The 22,358-nt window shown below is 68.7% G+C and carries 18 protein-coding genes; 13 read left to right on the forward strand and 5 right to left on the reverse strand.

Translation table 11 applies throughout. From position 1 onward, the window contains the following. Positions 1–21: 21 nt before the first annotated feature. From B0293_RS22945 to B0293_RS22960, 4 genes are all read right to left on the reverse strand, one after another. Complete coding sequence (locus B0293_RS22945; protein WP_005152141.1) at positions 22–2,985, reverse strand: ribonucleoside-diphosphate reductase subunit alpha; 2,964 nt, start codon at positions 2,983–2,985, stop codon at positions 22–24. Between the two features lie 222 nt (positions 2,986–3,207). Next, positions 3,208–3,816 (reverse strand): acetoacetate decarboxylase family protein, encoded by a 609-nt coding sequence (locus B0293_RS22950; protein ID WP_005152139.1) that lies wholly within the window; start codon positions 3,814–3,816, stop codon positions 3,208–3,210. Then, complete coding sequence (locus B0293_RS22955; protein WP_005152138.1) at positions 3,813–4,652, reverse strand: enoyl-CoA hydratase-related protein; 840 nt, start codon at positions 4,650–4,652, stop codon at positions 3,813–3,815. The genes B0293_RS22950 and B0293_RS22955 overlap by 4 nt, the downstream gene beginning before the upstream one ends. A 41-nt stretch (positions 4,653–4,693) precedes the next feature. Continuing rightward, the gene (locus B0293_RS22960; protein WP_005152130.1) at positions 4,694–5,074 is read right to left on the reverse strand and encodes a MerR family transcriptional regulator; all 381 of its coding nucleotides are present in this window, start codon (positions 5,072–5,074) and stop codon (positions 4,694–4,696) included. 47 nt (positions 5,075–5,121) lie between these two features. Here B0293_RS22960 and B0293_RS22965 point away from each other — a divergent pair, with 47 nt between their 5' ends. The 13 genes from B0293_RS22965 to B0293_RS23025 all read left to right on the forward strand — a co-directional run bounded on the left by B0293_RS22965 (position 5,122) and on the right by B0293_RS23025 (position 21,190). Beyond that, complete coding sequence (locus tag B0293_RS22965; RefSeq protein ID WP_005152129.1) at positions 5,122–5,976, forward strand: NAD(P)-dependent oxidoreductase; 855 nt, start codon at positions 5,122–5,124, stop codon at positions 5,974–5,976. A 315-nt stretch (positions 5,977–6,291) separates the two neighbouring features. Further along, positions 6,292–7,086, forward strand: coding sequence for a TIGR03084 family metal-binding protein (locus B0293_RS22970; protein WP_005152128.1), 795 nt, complete (start codon positions 6,292–6,294; stop codon positions 7,084–7,086). Continuing rightward, a complete protein-coding gene (locus B0293_RS22975) occupies positions 7,083–8,777 on the forward strand; it encodes an acyclic terpene utilization AtuA family protein (RefSeq protein ID WP_005152122.1) in 1,695 nt (564 codons plus the stop codon). The genes B0293_RS22970 and B0293_RS22975 overlap by 4 nt, the downstream gene beginning before the upstream one ends. Continuing rightward, positions 8,774–9,922, forward strand: coding sequence for an acyl-CoA dehydrogenase family protein (locus B0293_RS22980; protein ID WP_005152120.1), 1,149 nt, complete (start codon positions 8,774–8,776; stop codon positions 9,920–9,922). The genes B0293_RS22975 and B0293_RS22980 overlap by 4 nt, the downstream gene beginning before the upstream one ends. Next, positions 9,919–11,517 carry an acyl-CoA carboxylase subunit beta gene (locus B0293_RS22985; RefSeq protein WP_005152118.1) on the forward strand — a complete coding sequence of 533 codons (1,599 nt, stop codon included), beginning with the start codon at positions 9,919–9,921 and terminating at the stop codon, positions 11,515–11,517. The genes B0293_RS22980 and B0293_RS22985 overlap by 4 nt, the downstream gene beginning before the upstream one ends. 5 nt (positions 11,518–11,522) lie before the next feature. Next, positions 11,523–13,475, forward strand: coding sequence for an ATP-binding protein (locus B0293_RS22990; protein WP_005152116.1), 1,953 nt, complete (start codon positions 11,523–11,525; stop codon positions 13,473–13,475). Next, positions 13,472–14,638: an acyl-CoA dehydrogenase family protein gene (locus tag B0293_RS22995; RefSeq protein WP_005152114.1), complete on the forward strand. Its 1,167-nt coding sequence runs from the start codon at positions 13,472–13,474 to the stop codon at positions 14,636–14,638. Before B0293_RS22990 ends, B0293_RS22995 begins: the two co-directional genes overlap by 4 nt. Before the next feature lie 10 nt (positions 14,639–14,648). After that, positions 14,649–15,485, forward strand: a complete 837-nt coding sequence (locus B0293_RS23000; protein WP_005152112.1) for an SDR family oxidoreductase — start codon at positions 14,649–14,651, stop codon at positions 15,483–15,485. Then, positions 15,482–16,123, forward strand: coding sequence for a TetR/AcrR family transcriptional regulator (locus B0293_RS23005; protein WP_005152110.1), 642 nt, complete (start codon positions 15,482–15,484; stop codon positions 16,121–16,123). The genes B0293_RS23000 and B0293_RS23005 overlap by 4 nt, the downstream gene beginning before the upstream one ends. A gap of 87 nt (positions 16,124–16,210) precedes the next feature. Then, entirely contained in the window at positions 16,211–16,480 is a 270-nt protein-coding gene (locus tag B0293_RS23010; RefSeq protein ID WP_005152108.1) for a hypothetical protein, read from the forward strand. Positions 16,481–16,844: 364 nt separating this feature from the next. Continuing rightward, positions 16,845–17,384: a hypothetical protein gene (locus B0293_RS23015; RefSeq protein WP_143254621.1), complete on the forward strand. Its 540-nt coding sequence runs from the start codon at positions 16,845–16,847 to the stop codon at positions 17,382–17,384. 187 nt (positions 17,385–17,571) lie between these two features. After that, a complete protein-coding gene (locus B0293_RS23020) occupies positions 17,572–19,602 on the forward strand; it encodes a CobW-like GTP-binding protein (RefSeq protein ID WP_245820133.1) in 2,031 nt (676 codons plus the stop codon). A 49-nt stretch (positions 19,603–19,651) separates the two neighbouring features. Then, the gene (locus B0293_RS23025) at positions 19,652–21,190 is read left to right on the forward strand and encodes an ABC transporter substrate-binding protein (RefSeq protein WP_005152103.1); all 1,539 of its coding nucleotides are present in this window, start codon (positions 19,652–19,654) and stop codon (positions 21,188–21,190) included. Positions 21,191–21,306: 116 nt separating this feature from the next. Here the strand turns inward: B0293_RS23025 and B0293_RS23030 are convergent, their stop codons facing one another. Further along, a complete protein-coding gene (locus B0293_RS23030; RefSeq protein ID WP_005152102.1) occupies positions 21,307–22,257 on the reverse strand; it encodes a chitinase in 951 nt (316 codons plus the stop codon). Positions 22,258–22,358 lie beyond the last annotated feature (101 nt).

The following is a 22,358-nucleotide window of genomic DNA, read 5'->3' on the forward strand; positions in this document are numbered from 1 at the left end:
ATCGCCACTCACGACCGGAGGTCACTGGCAGGCTTCGCAGTCGGGGTCGTCGATCCGGCAGGCGGCACCGTCGGTGGCGACGAAGTCGACGTCCGAGACCTGCGGCATCTCCTTGGGCTCCGGCTTGGCGGCCGGGGCGGTCACCGGCACGGCCGGGACGGCGGCGGACGGAGACGGCGAGACCGCGGCGGTGGCCGACGGCGCGGGCGACGCGGCAGGAGCCGGGGCCGGGGTGGCCGAGACCGCGTTCAGCTTGCCGTCGGTGCCGCGCAGGGTGCTCTTCTCCACGTGCGTCGCGGACCGCGCCCGCAGGTAGTACGTGGTCTTGAGGCCCTTGTGCCAGGCGTAGCGGTACAGCTCGTCGAGCTTGCGGCCGCTGGGCGCCGCGATGTACAGGTTCAGCGACTGCGCCTGGTCGATCCACTTCTGACGACGTGAACCTGCGTCCACGAGCCACTTCGACTCGATTTCGAACGCGGTCGCGTACAGCGCCTTCAGGTCGTCCGGCACGCGGTCGATCTGGCCGAGGCTGCCGTCGAAGTACTTCAGGTCCGAGACCATGACCTCGTCCCACAGCCCGCGCTCCTTGAGCGAGCGGACCAGGTGCGGGTTCACCACGGTGAAGTCACCGGACATGTTCGACTTGACGAACAGGTTCTGGAACAGCGGCTCGATCGACTGCCCGACGCCCACGATGTTGGAGATCGTCGCGGTCGGCGCGATCGCCATCACGTTGGAGTTGCGCATGCCGACGGTCTTGACCCGCTCGCGCAGCGGCGCCCAGTCCAAAGTGGACGAGGTGTCGACGTCGAGCGCGTCGCCCTGGCGGGCGTCGATCAGCAGCTGCATCGAGTCGATCGGCAGGATTCCCTTGCTCCACAAGGAACCCTCGAACGTCTGGTACTGGCCGCGTTCCTCGGCGAGGTCGGTCGACGCCGAGATCGCGTAGTAGCTGATGTGCTCCATGCTGGTGTCCGCGAACTGGACGGCCTCTTCCGAGGACAGCGGGACACCGATCTCGAACAGCGCGTCCTGGAAGCCCATCAGGCCCAGCCCGATCGGGCGGTGCCGCAGGTTGGAGCGGCGTGCTTCCGGGATGGTGTAGAAGTTGATGTCGATCACGTTGTCGAGCATGCGGACAGCGGTGCGCACGGTCTTCTCGAGGCGCTTCGCGTCGATGCCCTCGGGGGTGACGTGCTTGAGCAGGTTCACCGAGCCGAGGTTGCAGACCGCGACCTCGTCGGTGGTGGTGTTCAGGGTGATCTCGGTGCACAGGTTGGACGAGTGCACGACACCCACGTGCTGCTGCGGCGAGCGCAGGTTGCACGGGTCCTTGAAGGTGATCCACGGGTGGCCGGTCTCGAACAGCATGGTCAGCATGCGGCGCCACAGGTCGATCGCGCGGACCTTGCGGAACACCTTCAGCTCACCGCGTTCGGCGGCGGCCTCGTACTCGCGGTAGCGCTCGGCGAACGCGGTGCCGTAGAGGTCGTGCAGGTCCGGGGTCTCGTTCGGCGAGAACAGCGTCCACTGCGCGTCTGCCTCGACCCGGCGGAGGAACTCGTCCGGCACCCAGTTCGCGGTGTTCATGTCGTGCGTACGACGACGGTCGTCACCGGTGTTCTTGCGCAGGTCGAGGAATTCCTCGATGTCCACGTGCCAGGTCTCGAGGTACGCGCAGGCCGCGCCCTTGCGCTTGCCGCCCTGGTTCACCGCGACGGCGGTGTCGTTGGCGATCTTGAGGAACGGCACGACACCCTGCGACTGGCCGTTGGTGCCCTTGATGTGCGCGCCGAGGCCGCGGACCGGGGTCCAGTCGTTGCCGAGACCGCCCGAGTACTTCGCCAGCAGCGCGTTGTTCTTGTACGCCTGGAAGATCGAGTCCAGGTCGTCGTCGACGGTGGTCAGGAAGCAGGACGACAGCTGCGGGCGCGTGGTGCCCGAGTTGAACAGCGTCGGGGTGGACGCCATGAAGTGGAACGACGAGAGCAGCTCGTAGAACTCGATCGCGCGGGCCTCACGGTCGTCCTCGCGGATCGCCAGACCCATCGCGACGCGCATGAAGAACGCCTGCGGCAGCTCGAAGCGGACGCCGTTGTGGTGCTGGAAGTACCGGTCGTACAGGGTCTGCAGGCCCAGGAAGCCGAAGTCGAGGTCACGCTCGGCGTGGATGGCCGCGGTGATCTTGTCCAGGTCGAAGGTCTGCAGCTCCGGGTTGACCAGCTCCAGCTCGATGGCGCGCTTGAGGTAGTCCCGGAAGTACTGCGGGTACCGGGTGGTCATCTCGTCCTGGCTGGCCTGCTGCGGCACGCCCGCGAGGTAGCTGAGCGCCTCGCCGCGGAGCTTGTCCGCCAGCAGCCGGGCGCTGACGTAGGAGTAGTTCGGCTCCTGCTCGACGAGCACGCGCGCGGCCATGATCTGGGCGAGGGCGAGCTCGTCGGCGCTGATGCCGTCGTAGAGGTTGCGCTTGGCCTCGGCCAGCACCGGCTCGGCCGAGACGTCGTCGAGTCCGGCGACGGCCTCGCCGACCACGTGCGAGACGCGGGCCCAGTCGAGCGGGCGGAGCGAACCGTCTGCCGCCTTGACGCTGATGGCGACGTCGGACGACGCGGGCTTCTCGGACTCGCGGGCCTTCGCGCGCTCGTCGCGGTAGAGGACGTACGCGCGGGCGACCTTGTGGTGCTCGCCGCGCATCAGCGCGAGCTCGACGATGTCCTGGATCTGCTCGATGTGCAGCGCGGTCTCGGGGCCGGCGTGGCGGAGCAGGGTGGTCTCGATCTGCTCGGTCAATTCCTTGACCAGGTGGTGGATCCGCGACGAGGCGGCCGCGTCACCGCCCTCGACGGCGAGGAAGGCCTTGGTCACGGCGACCGAGATCTTGTTCGCGTCGAAGGGGGACACGCTGCCGTCCCGCCGGATGACTCGCACGGTCGCGGGCGTGGTGTCCGAAGACGAAGGTGGCCGCTGACCGGTATCGACTGACATGCATGTCTCCAAAAGGGCGCGTCGAAGCACCACAAGGCCTCACAAGGCCGTGCGCTGCACGTTCACAAAGCTGTCCGACAACCGCTCCCGAGCGGTCTCCCCGTCGCTGGGCGGTGCCGGTTCCCAGAGACTACATGTAGGGGTCGGAGGCTGCACGTGCCCCAATGGGTGGCGTGTCGTGGTCTCACCCTGGCGGGTTAGACGATCACGCTGGGCTGCTGGTCAGCCGCCGAAAACGATCGTGAAATCGCGCAGGCGGGCGCTCAGGACGGGCCGCTGACCGGCCAGGAAGCCCAGCGGTCCGTGCTCGTTGAGCCGCCAATCCGCGGCCGCCGGGCACGGCCGCGCCTTCGCCCGGACGGGGCTTCTTTTGAGACGGCCGTCCAACATCTGGACGACGTCGAAGGCCGCGGGCATCCGGATCGGAAGGCTCGGGCGGGTGGTGAAGGCGGCCGTCGCGATCCAGTCCTCCTGGGTGGCCGCCGAGGCGGTGAACGTCCGCCCGTGGGTGAAGTCGAGCGCGGCGAGGTCCTTGGGGATGCCCCACAGCGCGCGGCCGCCGGCGAGCGAGACCTCGCTGTCGACCCAGATGTCCGTGATGGAGCTGGAGAGGCGTTCGCCGCGGACCGCGACCGTCGCCAGCAGCTCGTGATACTGGAGCTGTCCGGGTTCCTGGTAGTCGATCCAGGCGGTGAACACCTGCGCGCGGCCGGCCGCCACGACCGGTTCGACGCCGTCGGGCAGCGCGGGCAGGTCGCTCACCGGGACACGCCAGACCGACAGATAGGCCTGGCCCGCCAGGTTCCACGGCTCCGGGGGATAGGCGGTCACGCGTTCCGCCACGGCAGGTAGTCGGGCTGGTCGGTGTCGACGCGCATGGAGAACTCCGGTGGTCGTTTCTGGAGGAAGGACACGACTCCTTCGACGGCGTCCGGGCTCGAGCCCAGGCCGCCGATCAGCCGCGAGTCCAGTTCGTGCACGGGGAACGGTGATTCGGCGCTCGCCATCCGGTACAGCAGCTGGCGGGTCACCGCGACCGAAACCGGTGACGTGGTCTTGGCGATCTCCAGCGCCAGTTCGCGGGCCTTGCCGAGCACTTCCCCTGGCTCGTGGACACTGTGGACCAGACCGGCGCTTTTCGCTTCCTCGACGCCGAAAACGCGGCCGCTGATCATCCAGTCGAGTGCCGTGCCCATCCCGACGAGCCGGGGGAGGAACCACGCCGACGCGCCTTCGGGGTAGATGCCGCGGCGGACGAACACGAAGCCGAACCGGGAGTCGGTGGACGCCAGGCGGTAGTCGCACGACAGCGTGATCGTGACGCCGCCGCCGACGGCCGCGCCCCGCAGGGCGGCGATCACCGGCTTGTTCATCGTGAAGATCCGTTTCGAGCAGCGTCCCGCCGGCTCCTGCCACGCCGCGTCCGGCCCGGTCTCCGGGTCGAAGTCGAAACCGCCCTGCGTGAGGTCCGCGCCCACCGAGAAGTCCTTGCCGTTGCCGGTCAGGATCACCACCCGGACGTCTTCGTCGCGGTCGGCCCGGTCCATCGCGTCGCCGAGCTCGTCGGCCATGCGGATGGTGTAGCCGTTGCGGGCTTCCGGCCGGTTGAGCGTGACAGTCGCGATGCGGTCGGCGACCTCGTAGGTGATTTCGGCGTACGCGCTCATGACGTGAAAGTAAGGCTCCGTTGACAAGGTGTCAATAAGGCTCAGGCGAAGAGCTCGTAGGTCTTCTTTCCGGTTTGTTCGGCCGCTTCGATGTACCCGGCGAGCGCGTCGCGGGATCGCGCGATCCTGGCGAGCTGTTCGTCGAGCCTGGTGAGCCGCACGCGCATCGCGGCGAGCAACTCGGGGCAGCCGATCAGCTCGGGCTCCTCGCCGATCGCGCAGGGCAGCAGGTACGCGATGTCCTCGGACGACAGGCCCGCGGCGAGCAGATGCCGGATCTGCTTCACCCGTAGGACGGCGTTCTCGTCGTACTCGCGGTAGCCGTTCGTGCCGCGCTCCGCTTCCAGGAGTCCTTGCGCTTCGTAGTAACGCAACTGATGGGTGTTGACGCCCGTGCGGCGGCCCAGTTCCCCGATTTTCATGCTTTCCCCTTGACCTTCATACCGGTCTCAACGTCGACGATGCTGCCATGAACAGCGAAACCACCGCACCTGTGACAGTTCTCGGCCTCGGCCTGATGGGGACCGCGCTCGCCCGCGCGTTCCTCGCGGCCGGACATCCCACGACCGTGTGGAACCGGACGGCCACGAAGGCCGAATCCCTCGTCGCCGACGGCGCCCGGCTCGCCCCGACCGTGGGCGACGCGCTCGAGGCCGGCGGCGTGACGATCGTGTGCCTCACCGACTATCCCGCCGTCCTTGACCTGCTCGACGACGCCGCGCTGGAGGGCGCGACCCTGGTCAACCTGACCTCCGGCGACTCCGCTCAAGCGCGGGAAACCGCCGCCTGGGCCGAAAAACGCGGCGCCCGCTACCTGGACGGCGCGATCATGGCCATCCCGTCGTCGATCGGGACCGCCGAGGCGGTGATCCTGCTGAGCGGGCCGCGGCCGGACTTCGACCTCGGCGCGCTCGGCACGGTCAGCCACCTCGGCGAGGACCCCGGGCTCGCGTCCCTGTACGACGTCGCGGGCCTGACGATGATGTGGAGCGTCCTGAACGCGTGGCTCCAGGGCACCGCGATGCTCAAGACCGCCGGTGTCGACGCCGCGACGTACGCGCCGTTCGCGCAACAGATCGCCGCCGGGGTGGCCGGTTGGCTGCCCGGATACGCGGAGCAGGTCGACAAGGGCGCCTTCCCCGCGGAGGTGTCGGCGTTGGAGACCGACGCGCGGGCGATGGCGCACATGGTGGAGGAGAGCGAGGCGCTGGGGGTGAACGCCGAACTCCCGAAGCTGATCAAGGCGATGGCCGACCGCGCGATCGCGGCCGGGCACGGCGGGGAGCAGTACCCGGTGCTGATCCGGGAGTTCGAGCGGCCCTGACGAGCGGTGGGTCGGGTTGGTCGTGAGTGGCGATTCGGGCAAGCGTGCGGTGTCACTCATGGTGAGAGGTGTGTGGAAGTAGGGACGTTCGACGTCCCTACTTCCACACACCCCTTCGCGACCGGACCGGTCACGCGGACCGTGTGGATTTCTGTGCGTCCAACGCACCAAAATCCACACAGTCAGTGACACCCTGGCCTGGGGGCCGACGGCGGCAGCGTGCTGAAGCCTCTTCACGCGCGAGCAAAACAATCAGGCGTGCTTGATTTTTCTTGCGGAGGGTGCCAGCCTGGGACGAGACGCGAGGAGGCGGGCATGGCTGACCTGGGCGTGATCCTTGGGGATCTCGCGGCGGAATCGCAGGCCATCGACGACGTGGTGGCGGATCTGCCCGCGTCGGACTGGGCGCGGCAGACCCCGGCCGAAGGCTGGACGATCGCCCATCAGATCGCTCATCTGGCCTGGACGGACGACAAGGCGCTGATCGCGGCGCGCGGCTCCGAGGCCGAGTGGCAGGCCGAGATCGAGGGGCTCCTCGCGACCGGGGAGAGCTACGTCGATGACGGCGCGGCGGAGGGCGCGGAAACGCCGCCGCGGCAGCTGCTGGCCGCATGGCGCGCCGGCCGCGCGGAACTCGCCGAAGCGCTCGCCGCGGTGCCCAGCGGGCAGAAGATCCCCTGGTACGGGCCGCCGATGAGCGCCGCGTCCATGGTGACCGCGCGCCTCATGGAGACCTGGGCGCACGGCCAGGACATCTTCGACGCGCTCGGCCTCACGCGTGAGAACTCGGCCAGGATCTGGCACATCGCCCGGTTCGGGACCCGCACCCGCGACTTCGCCTACAAGCTCAACTCGCTCGCCCCGCCCGCCGAGGAATTCCGCGTCGAGCTGGCCGCGCCGGACGGCACCACCTGGGCCTTCGGGCCCGAGGACGCCGGGCAGCGGCTCACCGGGAGCGCGGTCGACTTCTGTCTCGTCATCACGCAGCGCCGTCATCCCGACGACACCGACCTGGTCGCCACCGGCGCCGACGTCGAAGAATGGCTCGGGATCGCGCAGGCCTTCGCCGGGCCTCCCGGCGCCGGACGGCAGCCGGGGCAGTTCGCATGACGGGGCTCATCAGGATCGGCAACGCGTCCGGGTTCTACGGCGACCGCTTCTCCGCCGTGCACGAGATGCTCACCGACGGCCCGCTCGACGTGCTGACCGGCGACTACCTGGCCGAGCTGACCATGCTCATCCTCGGGCGCGACCGGATGAAGGACCCGAACCGCGGCTACGCCAAGACGTTCCTCCGCCAGATGGAGGCCAACCTCGCGCTGGCCAAGGAAAAGGGCGTCAAGATCGTCGCCAACGCCGGCGGGCTGAACCCCGCCGGACTCGCGGACGCGCTTCGCGAACTGGCCGCGAAACTCGGCGTCGACGTCGCGATCGCGCACGTCGAGGGCGACGACCTGATCCAGCGCGCGGAAGAGTTCGGCTTCGGCAAGACGTTGACCGCCAACGCCTACCTCGGCGCGTGGGGGATCGCGGAATGCCTGAACGCGGGCGCCGACATCGTGGTGACCGGGCGCGTCACCGACGCCTCGGTGATCGTCGGCCCCGCGGCCGCGCACTTCGGCTGGGCGCGCGACGACTACGACGCGCTGGCGGGCGCGGTCGCGGCCGGGCACGTGATCGAATGCGGCACGCAGGCCACCGGCGGCAACTACGCCTTCTTCACCGAACACGAGATCGGCGTCCCGGGCTTCCCGATCGCCGAGATCTCCGCCGACGGCTCCAGCGTGATCACCAAGCACCCCGGCACCGGCGGCATCGTGAACGCCGGAACCGTTACCGCGCAACTGCTCTACGAGATCACCGGCGCTCGTTACGCCGGGCCGGACGTCACGACGCGGTTCGACACCCTGACGCTCGCCGACGACGGCCAGGACCGGGTCCGGATCAGCGGCGTCACCGGCGAACCGCCGCCGCCGACGCTCAAGGTCTGCCTGAACGGTCTCGGCGGCTTCCGCAACGAGACGACGTTCGTCCTCACCGGACTCGACGTCGAAGCGAAAGCCGCGCTGGTCAAGGAACAACTCGAAGGCGCGCTCAAGGCACGGCCGCCCGCCGACGTCCGGTGGACGCTGGCCCGCACCGACCGGCCCGACGCCGAAACCGAGCAGCAGGCGAGCGCGTTGCTGCACGTCGCGGTGAAGGACTCGGACCCGGAGGTCGCCGGACGTGCCTTCAGCGGAGCGGCGATCGAGCTGGCCTTGGCCAGCTATCCCGGTTTCCATGTCACCGCACCGCCGTCGGCGGCGTCGCCCTACGGCGTCTACCGGGCCGCTTTCGTCGACGCGCGAGAGGTTCCGCACGTCGCCGTGCTGCCGGACGGAACACGTCGCGACATCGCGCCCGCCGCCGAAACGCTGCCTCTTTCCGAAGTGGACAATGAGCAGCTGCCCGCCCCGTTCACGCAGGCCGAGGTCCGGCGGGCACCGCTGGGCAAGGTGATCGGCGCCCGCAGCGGTGACAAGGGCGGCAACGCGAACGTCGGCGTCTGGGCTCGTTCGGACGAGGCGTGGCGCTGGCTCGCGCACCGGCTCACCGTCACCGAGTTCAAACTGCTGCTCCCGGAGACCGCGGACCTCGAGGTCCGGCGGCATCTCCTGCCGAACCTGCGGGCGCTCAACTTCGTCGTCGAAGGCATCCTCGGCGAGGGCGTCGCGTCGCAGGCGCGGTTCGACCCGCAGGCGAAGGCACTCGGGGAATGGCTGCGCTCCCGCGAGATCGACATCCCGGAGGCTCTCCTGTGACCGACCCCTTCTCCACGCCGGAACGCGCCGAGCTGCGCAAGACCGTCCGGCGGTTCGCCGAAGCCGAGATCCTGCCGCATCTCGACGACTGGGAGCGCGAGGGCGAACTGCCGCGCGACCTGCATCGCAAGGCGGGCGAACTCGGGCTGCTCGGCGTCGGTTTCCCCGAAGAGGTCGGCGGCGGGGGCGGCGAATACCTCGACGCCGTCGTCATCGCCGAGGAACTGCATTACGCCGGCGGTTCCGGTGGACTCTTCGCGTCGCTGTTCACCTGCGGAATCGCCGTCCCGCACATCGCGGCGGCCGGGGATCCGGTGCAGATCGAACGCTGGGTCCGGCCGACGCTGGAAGGCGCCAAGATCGGCTCGCTCGCGGTCACCGAACCCGACGGCGGTTCGGACGTCGCCGGGATCCGCACCACGGCCGTCCGTGAAGGCGATGAATACGTCATCAACGGCGCCAAGACCTTCATCACCTCGGGCTGCCGCGCCGACTTCGTGACCACCGTCGTCCGCACCGGGGAATCCGGCGCCCACGGCCTCTCGCTCATCGTGGTCGAACGCGGTACGCCGGGCTTCACCATCTCCCGCAAGCTGGAGAAGATGGGCTGGCTCTGCTCGGACACCGCCGAGCTGTCCTATGTGGACGTCCGGGTGCCCGCGGAGAACCTGATCGGCGCCGAGAACAGCGGATTCGCGCAGGTCGCCACGCAGTTCGTCACCGAGCGGGTCTCGCTGGCGGTGCAGGGTTACGCGCACGCGCAGCGGGCGCTCGACCTGACCCTGGACTGGTGCCGTCTGCGGGAGACGTTCGGCCGCCCGCTGATCTCCCGGCAGCTGGTGCAGCACAAGCTCACCGAGATGGCCCGCAAGATCGACGTCGCCCGCGCCTACACCCGGCAGGTCGCCCAGCGGCACGTCGCGGGCGAAGAGGTCATCGCCGAAGCCTGTTTCGCGAAGAACACCGCCGTCGAGACCGCCGAATGGGTGGTCAACGAGGCCGTGCAACTGCACGGCGGACTCGGCTACATGCGGGAGTCCGAAGTGGAGCGTCACTACCGTGACGTGCGCATCCTCGGCATCGGTGGCGGGACCAACGAGATCCTCACCGGCTTGGCCGCGAAGCGATTGGGATACACCGCATGAGCACGATCAGGTCCACAGTGGACAGCCGGAGCGAGGAGTTCGCGGCCAACCGCGAGTCCATGCTCGGCAAGCTCGCCGAGATCGACGGCGAGCAGGCGAAGGCGATCGCGGGTGGCGGCGAGAAGTACGTCACCCGGCATCGCAAACGAGGCAAGCTGCTCGCCCGTGAGCGGATCGAACTCCTCCTCGACGAGGACTCGCCGTTCCTGGAACTGTCACCGCTGGCGGCCTGGGGTTCGGACTACCAGGTCGGCGCCAGCGTGATCACCGGCATCGGCGTCGTCGAAGGCGTCGAATGCATGATCTCGGCGAGCGACCCCACGGTCAAAGGCGGGGCGAGCAATCCGTGGACGGCCAAGAAGAGTTATCGCGCCGCGGACATCGCCGCGCAGAACCGCCTGCCGGTGATCAACCTCGTCGAGTCCGGCGGTGCGGATCTGCCGACGCAGAAGGAGATCTTCATCCCCGGCGGCCGGATCTTCCGCGACATCACGCGGTCTTCGGCGGCGAAGGTGCCCACGATCGCGCTGGTGTTCGGCAACTCGACCGCGGGCGGCGCGTACCTGCCCGGCATGTCGGACTACGTCGTGATGGTCAAGGAACGCGCGAAGGTGTTCCTCGGCGGGCCGCCGCTGGTCAAGATGGCCACCGGTGAGGAGTCCGACGACGAATCGCTCGGCGGCGCCGAAATGCACGCCCGCACCTCGGGTCTCGCCGACTACCTCGCGGCGGACGAAGAGGACGCGATCCGGCTCGGGCGCAGCATCGTCAAACGGCTCAACTGGACCAAGCAGGGGCCGACGCCGAAGCCGGACTACGCCGAGCCGCTGTACTCCGCCGAAGACCTGCTCGGCATCGTGCCCACCGACCTCAAGGTGCCGTTCGACCCGCGCGAGGTGATCGCCAGGGTCGCCGACGGTTCGGACTTCGACGAGTTCAAACCCTTGTACGGCAGCAGTCTCGCCACCGGCTGGGCGAGCATCCACGGCTACCCGGTCGGCGTCCTCGCCAACGCCCAAGGCGTGCTCTTCGGCGAGGAGTCGCAGAAGGCGGCGCAGTTCATCCAGCTGGCCAACCAGATCGACACGCCGCTGGTCTTCCTGCACAACACCACCGGCTACATGGTCGGCAAGGAATACGAGCAGAGCGGCATCATCAAGCACGGCGCGATGATGATCAACGCCGTGTCGAACTCGAAGGTCCCGCATCTGTCGGTGCTCATGGGCGCTTCCTACGGAGCCGGGCATTACGGCATGTGCGGCCGCGCCTACGATCCCCGGTTCCTCTTCGCCTGGCCCAGCGCGAAATCCGCGGTCATGGGGCCGCAACAGCTGGCAGGCGTGCTGTCCATCGTGGCCCGCGCCGCCGCCGCGTCGCGCGGCCAGGACTACAACGAGGAGCACGACGCCGCCATGCGCGCCATGGTCGAGGGGCAGATCGAGGCCGAGTCGATGCCGATGTTCCTCTCCGGAATGCTCTACGACGACGGGATCATCGATCCTCGCGACACCCGCACGGTGCTCGGGCTCAGCCTGTCCGTGATCCACAATGGACCAGTGAAGGGCGCCGAAGGCTTCGGCGTCTTCAGGATGTGAGCGGCATGATCGAGAAGCTTCTGGTCGCCAACCGCGGCGAGATCGCCCGCCGCGTGTTCCGCACCTGCCGTGACGCCGGGATCGGCACGGTCGCGGTGTTCTCCGACGCGGATGCCGACGCGCCGCACACCGCCGAGGCGGACGTCGCCGTCCGGCTGCCGGGCAACGCGCCGTCCGACACCTATCTGCGCGCCGAACTGCTGATCAAGGCGGCCGTCGAGACCGGCGCCGACGCGATCCACCCCGGTTACGGCTTCCTGTCCGAGAACGCCGCGTTCGCGCGAGCCGTGATCGACGCCGGACTGACCTGGGTCGGCCCGCCGCCGGAGGCCATCGAGAGCATGGGCTCCAAGGTCGAGTCCAAGCGGATGATGGCCGGCGCTGGTGTCCCGATCCTGTCCGAACTGGACCCGGCAGAGGTCACCGAGGCCGACCTTCCCTTGCTGGTCAAGGCTTCCGCCGGTGGTGGCGGACGGGGTATGCGTGTCGTGCGCTCGCTCGGCGAACTCGCCGAGGCCGTCGAAGGAGCGAGCGCGGAAGCCGCGTCGGCGTTCGGCGACCCGACCGTGTTCTGCGAGCGGTATCTGGAGACCGGACGGCATATCGAGGTCCAGGTGCTCGCCGACACCCACGGCACGGTGTGGGCGGTGGGGGAGCGGGAATGCTCGATCCAGCGCCGCCATCAGAAGGTCGTCGAGGAGGCGCCGTCGCCGTTCGTCGACGAAGCCATGCGGGAGGCGCTGTTCGACGCCGCGCGCAAGGCCGCGCAGGCGATCGACTACGTCGGCGCCGGAACGGTCGAGTTCCTGGCCGGCCCGGACGGGCGGTTCTACTTCCTGGAGATGAACACCCGGCTCCAGGTGGAACACCCGGTCACCGAGGCCACGACCGGACTCGACCTCGTGTCGCTGCAACTGCGCATCGCCGAGGGCGAGCACCTGCCGATCGACGAGCCGGAGACGCGGGGCCACGCGATCGAGGTCCGGCTCTACGCGGAAGACCCGGCCGCGGGCTGGCAGCCGCAGAGCGGCACCCTGCACCGCTTCGAGCTTCCCGCCGCGCAGCGGGAATTCGAAGTCGGCCCGGGTGTCCGGCTCGACTCCGGTTTCGTCAGCGGCCAGGCCGTCGGCGTGCACTACGACCCGATGCTCGCCAAGGTCATCGCGTTCGCCCCGGACCGCCGGAGCGCGGCACGGGCCTTGGCCGGAGCACTGGCGGGCGCGGAGATCCACGGCGTGGTGACCAACCGCGACCTGCTGGTGAACGTCCTGCGGCACGAGGCTTTCCTCGCGGGCGAGACCGATACGGCGTTCTTCGACCGGCACGGGCTCGAAACCCTGGCCCGGCCACTGGCCACTGTGGACACCGTACGGATTTCCGCGCTCGCCGCGGCTTTGACCGGTGCCGCCGTGAACCGGGCGGGCGCGCAGGTGCAGGGACGACTGCCGAGCGGCTGGCGCAACGTCCGCTCGCAAGGGCAGCGCAAACGTTTTCGTCAGGGAGAGGACGAGATCGAGGTCGTCTACACCCTCGGTCGCGACGGGCTGCGTGCGGACGGATTCGAAGGCGTCGAACTGGTTTCGGCCGAGTCCGGCAGCGTGGTCCTGGAAGTCTCCGGGGTGCGGCGGAAGTTCGGTGTCGCCCGGTACGGCGACGCCGTGTACGTCGATTCGCCCGACGGCGCCGTCGAACTGAACGTGGTGCCGCGGTACCCCGATCCCGACGCGGCGCTCGCCGCCGGTTCGCTCGTGGCGCCGATGCCGGGCACCGTCGTCCGGCTCGCGGTCGAGGCCGGCGACACCGTCAAGACCGGCGATCCGCTGCTGTGGCTGGAAGCGATGAAGATGGAACACCGGATCGCGGCGCCCGCCGACGGCGTCGTGACCGAACTCCCGGTGGTGGTCGGACAACAGGTCGAAGTGGGCACGATCCTCGCGGTGGTAGGAGACGACGAATGAACGCGATGAACTTCACCGAGCCCGAGGAGCGCGTCGCGCTGCGGGCCGCGGTCGCCGAACTGGGCAAGAAGTACGGGCACGAGTACTACTCGAAGCAGGCCCGCGCCGGGCTCAAGACCGAGGAACTGTGGGCCGAGGCCGGACGGCTGGGCTACCTCGGCGTGAACCTGCCCGAGGAGTACGGCGGCGGGGGAGCGGGCATCGCGGATCTCGCTGCGGTGCTGGAAGAACTCGCCGCGGCGGGCTGCCCGCTGCTGCTCATGGTCGTCTCGCCGGCGATCTGCGGCACGGTCATCTCGCGGTTCGGCACCGACGAGCAGAAGAAGCGCTGGCTGCCGGGCATCGCCGACGGCAGCAGGCGGATGGTCTTCGCGATCACCGAACCGGACGCCGGGTCGAACTCGCACAAGATCACCACCACCGCGAAACGCGACGGCGGCGATTGGGTCCTCAGTGGACGGAAGGTCTACATCTCCGGTGTCGACGAGGCGGACGCCGTCCTGGTCGTCGGCCGTACCGAGGATTCCAAGACCGGCAAGCTGAAGCCCGCGCTGTTCATCGTCCCGACCGACGCGCCAGGCTTCGAGTACAAGCAGATCGACATGGACATCGTCTCGCCGGAGAAGCAGTTCGGCCTTTTCCTCGACGACGTCCACCTGCCCGCCGACGCGCTGGTGGGCGAGGAGGACGCGGCGATCGCGCAGTTGTTCGCCGGGCTCAACCCCGAACGCATCATGGGCGCGTCGTTCTCGCTCGGCATCGCGCGGTACGCGCTGGCCAAGGGCGTCGCCTACGCCAACGAGCGCAAGGTGTGGGGCGCGCCGATCGGCACCCACCAGGGTCTCGCGCATCCGCTGGCCGAGATCAAGATCGAGCTGGAACTGGCCAAACTCATGACGCAGAAGGCGGCGTCGCTCTACGACTCCGGCGACGACTTCGGCGCGGGCGAATCGGCGAACATGGCGAAGTACGCCGCCGCCGAGGTCGCGATCCGCGCGGTCGACCAGGCCGTGCAGACCCACGGTGGCAACGGGCTCGCCAGTGAATACGGGCTGGGCACGCTGGTCACCGCCGTCCGGCTGGGCCGGATCGCGCCGGTGAGCCGTGAGATGGTGCTCAACTTCGTCGGCCAGCACAGCCTCGGCCTGCCGCGGTCCTACTGAGGAGGCGTCCATGAGCACGCTGCACGGCAAGACCATCATCATCTCCGGCGGCAGCCGCGGGATCGGCGAGGCCATCGCGGTCCGCGCCGCCCGCGACGGGGCGAACATCGCCCTGCTGGCCAAAACCGCCGAGCCGCACCCGAAACTGCCGGGGACGCTCTACACGGCGGCCAAGGCGATCGAGGACGCCGGCGGGCAGGCGCTGCCGATCGTCGGCGACGTCCGCGACGACACGTCGGTCGAGGCCGCGATCGCGCGGACCGCGGAGCAGTTCGGCGGCATCGACATCGTGCTCAACAACGCCAGCGCGATCGACCTGACGCCGACCGAAGCGGTCAGCATGAAGCGCTACGACCTGATGCAGGACATCAACGCGCGCGGGTCGTTCCTGCTGTCGAAACTCGCCATCCCGCACCTGAAACTGGCGGAGAACGCGCACATCCTGACGCTGTCGCCGCCGATCAGCCTCGACGAGAAGTGGTTCACGGCCGGGCACCTCGCGTACAGCATCGCGAAGTACTCGATGAGCCTGGTGACCGTCGGGCTCGCTGCGGAACTGCGGCAGTACGGGATCGCGGCGAACTCGCTGTGGCCGCGGACCACGATCGACACCGCCGCCATCCGCAACGTCGTCGGCGCAGAACTCGCCGCGAAGTCGCGGACGCCGGAGATCATGGCGGACGCGGCGCACGCGATCCTCACCAAACCGAGCACCGAGACGACGGGGAACTTCTACCTCGACGACGAGGTGCTGGCCGCCGAGGGCGTCACGGACTTCTCGAAGTACCGCGTCGGCGGGAGCGAGGAAGACCTGCAGCTCGATTTCTGGGTCGAAGAACGGTCATGATCCGCGAACCGCAGCAGGAGCGCAGCCGCACGACCCGGCGGCGGCTGGTCGAGGCCGCCGTCGAGACGATCGGGGAGCTGGGCTGGAACGGGACCACGGTCGCGGTGATCGCCGAACGCGCCGGGGTCTCGCGCGGTGCCGCCCAGCACCACTTCCCGACCAGGGAGGACCTGGTCGCGGCCGCGGTCGAGCACGTCGGCGAGATCCAGATCGTGGAGCTGCGCGCCCGCGCCGCCGAGCTGCCGTCGGGGCGGTCCAGGATCGAACGGGCCGTCGACATGGTGCTCAACCTTTACAGCGGGCCGATGTTCCGCGCCGCGCTCCACCTGTGGGTCGCGGCGTCGACCGACGAAGCCCTGCGCGCGACCCTCGTGCCGCTGGAAGCCAGGGTCGGCAGGGAAGCACACCGAGTGACCGTGGAACTGCTCGGCGTCGACGAGTCCCACACCGGCGTCCGCGAGCTGGTCCAGGCCACTCTCGATCTTGCCCGCGGCCTGGGCCTGGCGAATCTGCTGACCGACGACACGAAGCGCCGCAAGCAGATCGTGGCCCAGTGGGCGCGCGTCCTGGAGCCCACGCTGGCAGTGGCAAAAAGCCAGAAGATCGAACGGAACCTGGATAATCCCGAGAACGTCTGAGATCTTGTTAACACTGATGGAGCAGCGACCGATAACACGGTGTAAGTGCTGCTGATTCGGGTAGCTGATCGAGAGAGGTCCAGTCCGGTGTCCGGTTCAGAGGTCGAACTGTCCCATCGAGCGATGGCGATGCTGCGAGCGGTCGCGGCCCGCCGTGCCGAGATGTCGTGCAGCTGCGAGCCGGACCTCTTCATCGACGGATTCGCCTGTTGCGACCAGATGACCGCGCACGCCCTGGCCCACGGCGGCTACATCCGCCCCGCCGAGTCCACCGGGCTCTCCGCGGTGACCGGCCGGGTGCCCGCCGAACTGACCGAGGCGGGCGAGGCCGCGATCGCGGTCACCGCGGCTGCCTGACCTGCCCGCGAGTCTTCCGACCGGTCACTTGTCGGCCGTCGAGTCACGAGTGTCGTCCACCTGATCACGTGTGTCGTCCGTCTGATCACGGGTATCGGCCGTTCAGTCACGCCCATGCGCCGTCCGAGCACGTGCGCAGCATGGCGAACACCCGTGACCGAAGGGACGACACGTGTGATCAGGTGGACGACACTCGTGATCGGATGGACGACACGCGATCGCGGTCACCGCAGCTGCCTGACCTTTCGTCGCACCATGTGTCCGCTGTGGACGACTTCCGTTTACAAGCGCCTCCCGCGTTCCTAATATCCACCCCGGGTTGAGGCCGCCGCGTCGATCGGCGGACCGGGGTTTGGAGGTGCCGATGGCACGCACGGCTCGCCGCGAGGCCGGTGGGGACGCCCTGAGCGAGTTGATGCGGGCGGCCGGTGCCGCGCCCCGTCGCCGGGGACCGCGCGGGCCGAAGCACCGGGCGCCGATCGCCGTCGCTCCCGGGAGCGGGAAGTTCTGGCGGATTTCGGCGCTTTCGGCCGGTGGCGTCGTTGTCGTCGGCCTGCTGGCCGTCCTGCTCACCCCCGCCGATCCGGCCGAGGTCATCCCGGGCGTGCCGCTCCCGCCGCCGTCGCTGACCATCGCCCCGCAGGCCATCCATGTCCCGGACGACGCGGTGTCCTCGCCCGTCCCGTCGGGGCCGTCGGGCGGCAGTGTCGCACCCCCGCCGCCGATGACCGCGTCGATGCACGGCTCGGAAACGCCGTCCCCGACGCCGGCGCCCACGCCCGAAGAACAGCCTGATCCGCGTGCCGGTCACCATGATCACGAGTACTACGAGGACTGGTACCGCGGCTACTACGGCGGCGGATATCCCGGCGCCTATCGAGGCGGCGGCAGGCAGCCGCAATAAGGCGGATAGCGCCGATCGGGTGATCGACGGTATCGCTCGCCGTCGATCGATAATTACGATTCCTACCGGATTTCGTCCTTTCGTGTCTGGGTGGCGGTATTCCTGTGCCCTCGGCGCGGCCGGGTACCTACGATGGTTCGCACTCTCCATTCCCTTCCCGGAGCACAGCTAGGGGTTGAACAGGAAAATGAGTGTGGACCGACATTCTCCCGCGGTGCAGTTCGCCCGGAGAATGCTGATCAACCGCGAGGCGGGCAAGCCGTCCCGCCAGCAGCCGGTGACGCTGTTGCTCGGGCCGGTCGGTTCGGGGAAGACCACGGCATTGGAAGCGATCCGTCACGACCTCGGCTGGGGTGTCGTGCACGCCGGATTCGATTTCGGGCACGGCGGCAGAGCGGGCACGATCGACGTGCTCACAAAACTCGCCTACGGGTTGTCGGGAAAATGGCGGAATCGGCCGAAACCGCAGTTCGTTCGATTCACCATCGCGCTGATCGCGGTTCAGGCGGAACTTTCCGGTCGAAATCGTGACGAAGACCTGGCGCAACTGAAGTCGTTGATCAGCAGTTTTCACGGAATCATCTGGACACCGGCGCTCGACAGAGCGCTCGACACACTGTCCGAAACGGCCAAGGCGACCGGTCTCGTCGAACCTCCGTACGCGGATCTGTTCCGTCAGACCTTCCCGCATCTGGTCCGGAACATCCGGCCGAGGCTCGGGAAGGCGCTGCGGTCCCTGGCCGACTTCCCCAACGCGGAGGGAAGATCGCCGTTCGACGCGCTGCTCGAACTCAACCGGCTCGCGCACGGCAGCGCCCGTGACGCCGAGGCGGTCACCGAATGGCTGATGGCCGCGTTCCTCGGCGACGTCCGGGAGAACCATCCGCGGATGGCCAAACCGGAGGAGAAGAGCCCCTGCGCCTGCGACCTCTCGCAGCAGCGCAGGCACTGGCACAACTGGGTGGTGGTACTCGACGACGTCGACCACGCCGGCGGGACCGAGTTCCTCGCCGACCTGGTCACCGCGCGGGAACGGTACGCCGTCCAGCATCCGAACGACCGCGACGCCCATGACGCGCTGCTGGTCATCGCGACGAGCGGGCGTTGGCACGACGACTGGGGGACGGCTTGGCTGGCACCGTGGAAACCCGCGTCCGGTGCCCCGCCCGCCGTCCGGCCGATGACGGACTGCGAGGAGGCCTCGTACGACGACTGGGCGAACCCGGGCAACGGTGTGCTCGACTCGCCCTACTATCCCGTCCGGATCTCGCCCCAGCCGATCGGGCGGATCGCGCGCGTGCTCGATTCCGGAGTGCGGACCCCGAAGGTCACGCTCGCGCACCGGGCGACCGGTGGGCTGCCGTCGGCGGTCGCACAGCTCACGGAGCGGTTGCGGCCGAGCGAAGTGCGCGAAGGTGACCGCGATCTGCTCACCACCGATCCCCGCGGTGGGCAGGATCCCTGCTACCGCAGACTGACCGGACTCGGGCTGACCGAGCACCTCGATGGCGTCCACCTCGACGACTTCGTGACCGCGGCCCCGTTCGCGACCGCGCCCTGGCTGATCCCGGACGCCGCGCAGAGCCGGATCGACCAGCCGCACGTCGGGCGGATCCTGACCGAACTGCGCACCGCGTTGTGGGTGACGGCGAAGAACTCGGCCGGCCCGACCGAGGACCAGGCGACCCTGCACCCGTGGATCGCCGCGAACCTGGTGTCCGCGCTGGCCCGGCGCGGCGACGGGGACGGCCCGACCTACACCGACCAGTTCAAGGCTCTGCGCGACGATCCGGACACCGCGCAGGACCCGGTGCGCCTGGCCTACTGCAACCTCGCCCTGGGAGACATCGGCGAAGTGGTCACCTTCTTCGAGCGGGAGTTCAACCGGATCCCGCACGCGGAATGGGTCGCGAAGCTCGAACTGGTCCTGAACGCGCCGGACGATCTGCCGCCCGAGCGGGACCACGCGGAGCTGTACGACGAACTGGTGAACCTGGACAACGCGCGCTGTCCCGCCGATCGTTCCGAGATCCGGAACAACGTCACCCGGCTCATCGCGGCCGGCTGGCTGACCGCCAGTCCCTTCGCCGTCCGTGGGCAGGCTCAGCACCAGGTGATCGCGAACGCCTTCGCCGCGCTGGCCACCACTTCGCACCAGCCCGACGTCGGCGCTCTCGTGTCGGCCAAGGAAGCCGCCCGCCGCGGCGAATTCCCCTGAACCTGAACGGAACCCCGTCATGTCCTGGCTCGATTCGTTGAGAACACGTATGTCCGAGACCCGTGAACACGCGGAGACGGGCCCACCGGTGCGACCCCGCGGCTGGGCGCGCCGTCATCGGGCGCTGCTGATCGCGGTCGTCGTCCTGCTGGCCGGTGCCGCGCTGGTAGGACTCAGACCGTGGGAGTCCTGTGGTGCGGGGCTGCACACCGTGGGCGCCGACGAGGAGTCGGTCGGCTCGTCGTACGTCTGTGTCGGGTTGAACCTCGACTCCGGTCCGGTGCGGGACGACGATCCGCTCGATCCGCTGGAAAAGCTCATCAAGGGCCGCAACGACACGGTGGGCGACAACTTCAAGACCATCGTGGTGCTGGAGAACCTGGCCCCCGATCCGAAAGTCGACAGCCAGCCGTTCTCGTTCGTGCGGCGTGAGGTCCAGGGTGCGATCACCGCCGCCTGGCCGAAGAAGGGGCCGCCGGGGTTCAAGCTGCTGCTGGCCAACTACGGGAGCAACGCCGACCACTGGCGGGTCGTCGCCGACGAGATCATCGCCGCGGCGGCCGCCCAGCGCATCGTGGCGGTCACCGACGTCGGCATCAGCTCGGAGAACGGCCGGGCCCTGGTGGCGGAGCTGTCCCGGCACGGCATCGCCACGATCGGCGCGACCGTCACCGCGGACAACATGAACACCGACCCGAGGGGCGCGCGGATCGAGAACTTCTTCCGCGTGGGCCCGACCAACACCGACGAGGCCCGCGCCGCCGCCGCGTACATCGCCGAGCACGGTTTCCAGCGCGTGATGATGATCCAGGGAGTCAGCAAGGAAGACACCTACGCGACCACGCTCGCCGAGGCTTTCAAGAACTCGTCGAAGATCCCGGTCATCTTCACGAAGACCTACGACGTCAAGCCGCTCGCCGACACCTCGCGTGAGGCTTATCTGCGCGGCCTGTTCAGCAGGTGGCACAACGACATCTGCGGCGCGAGACCCGATCTGATCTACTTCGCCGGCCGTGGCCTCGATCTCGGCGCCCTCGTGGCGGCGCTGGCGGGTGACGGTGCTTGCGAAGGGCTCGATTCGGTGACCGTGATGACCGGCGACGACGCGAGCACGCTCGCCGGGAATCCTTTGGAGCTGAACAAGGACATCGGCGTCCGGATCCGCTACACGGCACTCGCCTATCCCGACCAGTGGGAGATGTTCACCGCCGATCCGGCGTATCCGACGTACAAGAAGAACCACGACAACTTCGTCGCCGAATTCACCGGCACCCACGGTTTTCCCAAGGGGGAGTTGTGGGACGGCGCCGCGATGATCGCACACGACGCCGTCGCGGCGGCGGTCGAGGCCGCGCTGCGGAACGTGTCGTCGGATCCGGTCTCGGTGGCGGACATGGTGCGCAGCATCGACTGCAACTCGCCGGTGCCCGGCGCCACCGGGTTCGTCGCTTTCGACCAGACGACGGGGAACCAGCTCGACAAGGCTCTGCCGATCCTGTCCATCGACGCGGACGGTTCGGTGCATCCGGTCGACCTCGTGTGGTCGCGGGGGCGGCCGCTGAACACCGAGCCGGACTGCGGCCGCTGAGGCTCGCCTGAAGTACATGAAGGCCCCCTTCCTTGCGCCAGGCGCAAGGAAGGGGGCCTTCATGTACTTCGCGAAAGGAGGATTCGCGAAGTGCTGACACCGGTGGGGAACGGAAGTCAGCCGGTGTAACCCGCCACGATCTTCGTGTAGTCGTACTTGCCCTGCGAGATCCCCGCGCAGTTGTTGCAGTCGCGGTTCACCGCCCAGAACGACAGCCGGGCGAGATGTTTGCTCGCCGCGTAGTCGCGGATCGCGCGGAAGTCGGCGACGCTGACGGTCTCGCCCGCCACATCGGTCTTCCCGTTCATCGACGAGAGCCCGCTGCGCCGGTAGGCCGCGTCGTCGCTCAGGCCGAAGGTGGACTTCACGACGTTCTTCAGCCCGTCCACGGCGCTGCGGGTCTTGCCCGCCATGTCACCGCCGCTGGAGAAGTCGAATGGCATGACCGACCACGCGTCGACGCCCGCGCCGAGCACCTTCGACTGGTTGATCAGCCGCTTTCCGGTCGCGTTGGGGCCGCCGACCTCGGTCGGGATGGTGATGACCACGCGCAGACCCGGGTTCTTCTGCTTCGTGATCTTGATGGCGTTCAGGATCCGGTCCTGGACGGTGTTGTTCTCGAACTCGTCGGTGTTCTCGATGTCGAGGTCGATCGCCTTGAGTTTGTAGGCGTCGATCACCTTCTGGTACGCGCCGGCGAGTGCGGCGGGGGTGGTGCACTTCGTGCCGAGCTTCGTGCCGGACCAGCCACCGAACGACGGGATGACGTCGCCGCCCTTGGCCCGGATGTTGTTGATCATCGTGGCGTCGGAGCCGGTGAGCGAACGGCTGCCGTCCCATTTCGGGTTGCAACCGCCGTCGGAGAGGATGAACGCGAGGGTGAAGGCCTTGACCCCGGTGGCGTTCATCGCGGCGATCGGGTCCGTCTGTCCCGACCACTGGTACAGATACGGCGAGGCGAGCACCGCGTCCGGTGCCGCCGAGGCGACGGGGGCGAGGCCGACGGCCGTGGCGAGAGCGGCGCCGACGGTGGTGGCCAGTGTTGCCCAGCGTCGTAGGGATTTCATAGGTCCTCCAACTGGTACGCGCGCGGTGAGGCGCGCAGGTGTGGAGCACCTCCGTCTTGACGCGGCGTATCAACCGGGAGGGTGCGCTCCCTCACAGTGGA

Origin of the sequence: Amycolatopsis azurea DSM 43854, from assembly GCF_001995215.1 — a bacterium.
Taxonomy (GTDB): domain Bacteria; phylum Actinomycetota; class Actinomycetes; order Mycobacteriales; family Pseudonocardiaceae; genus Amycolatopsis; species Amycolatopsis azurea.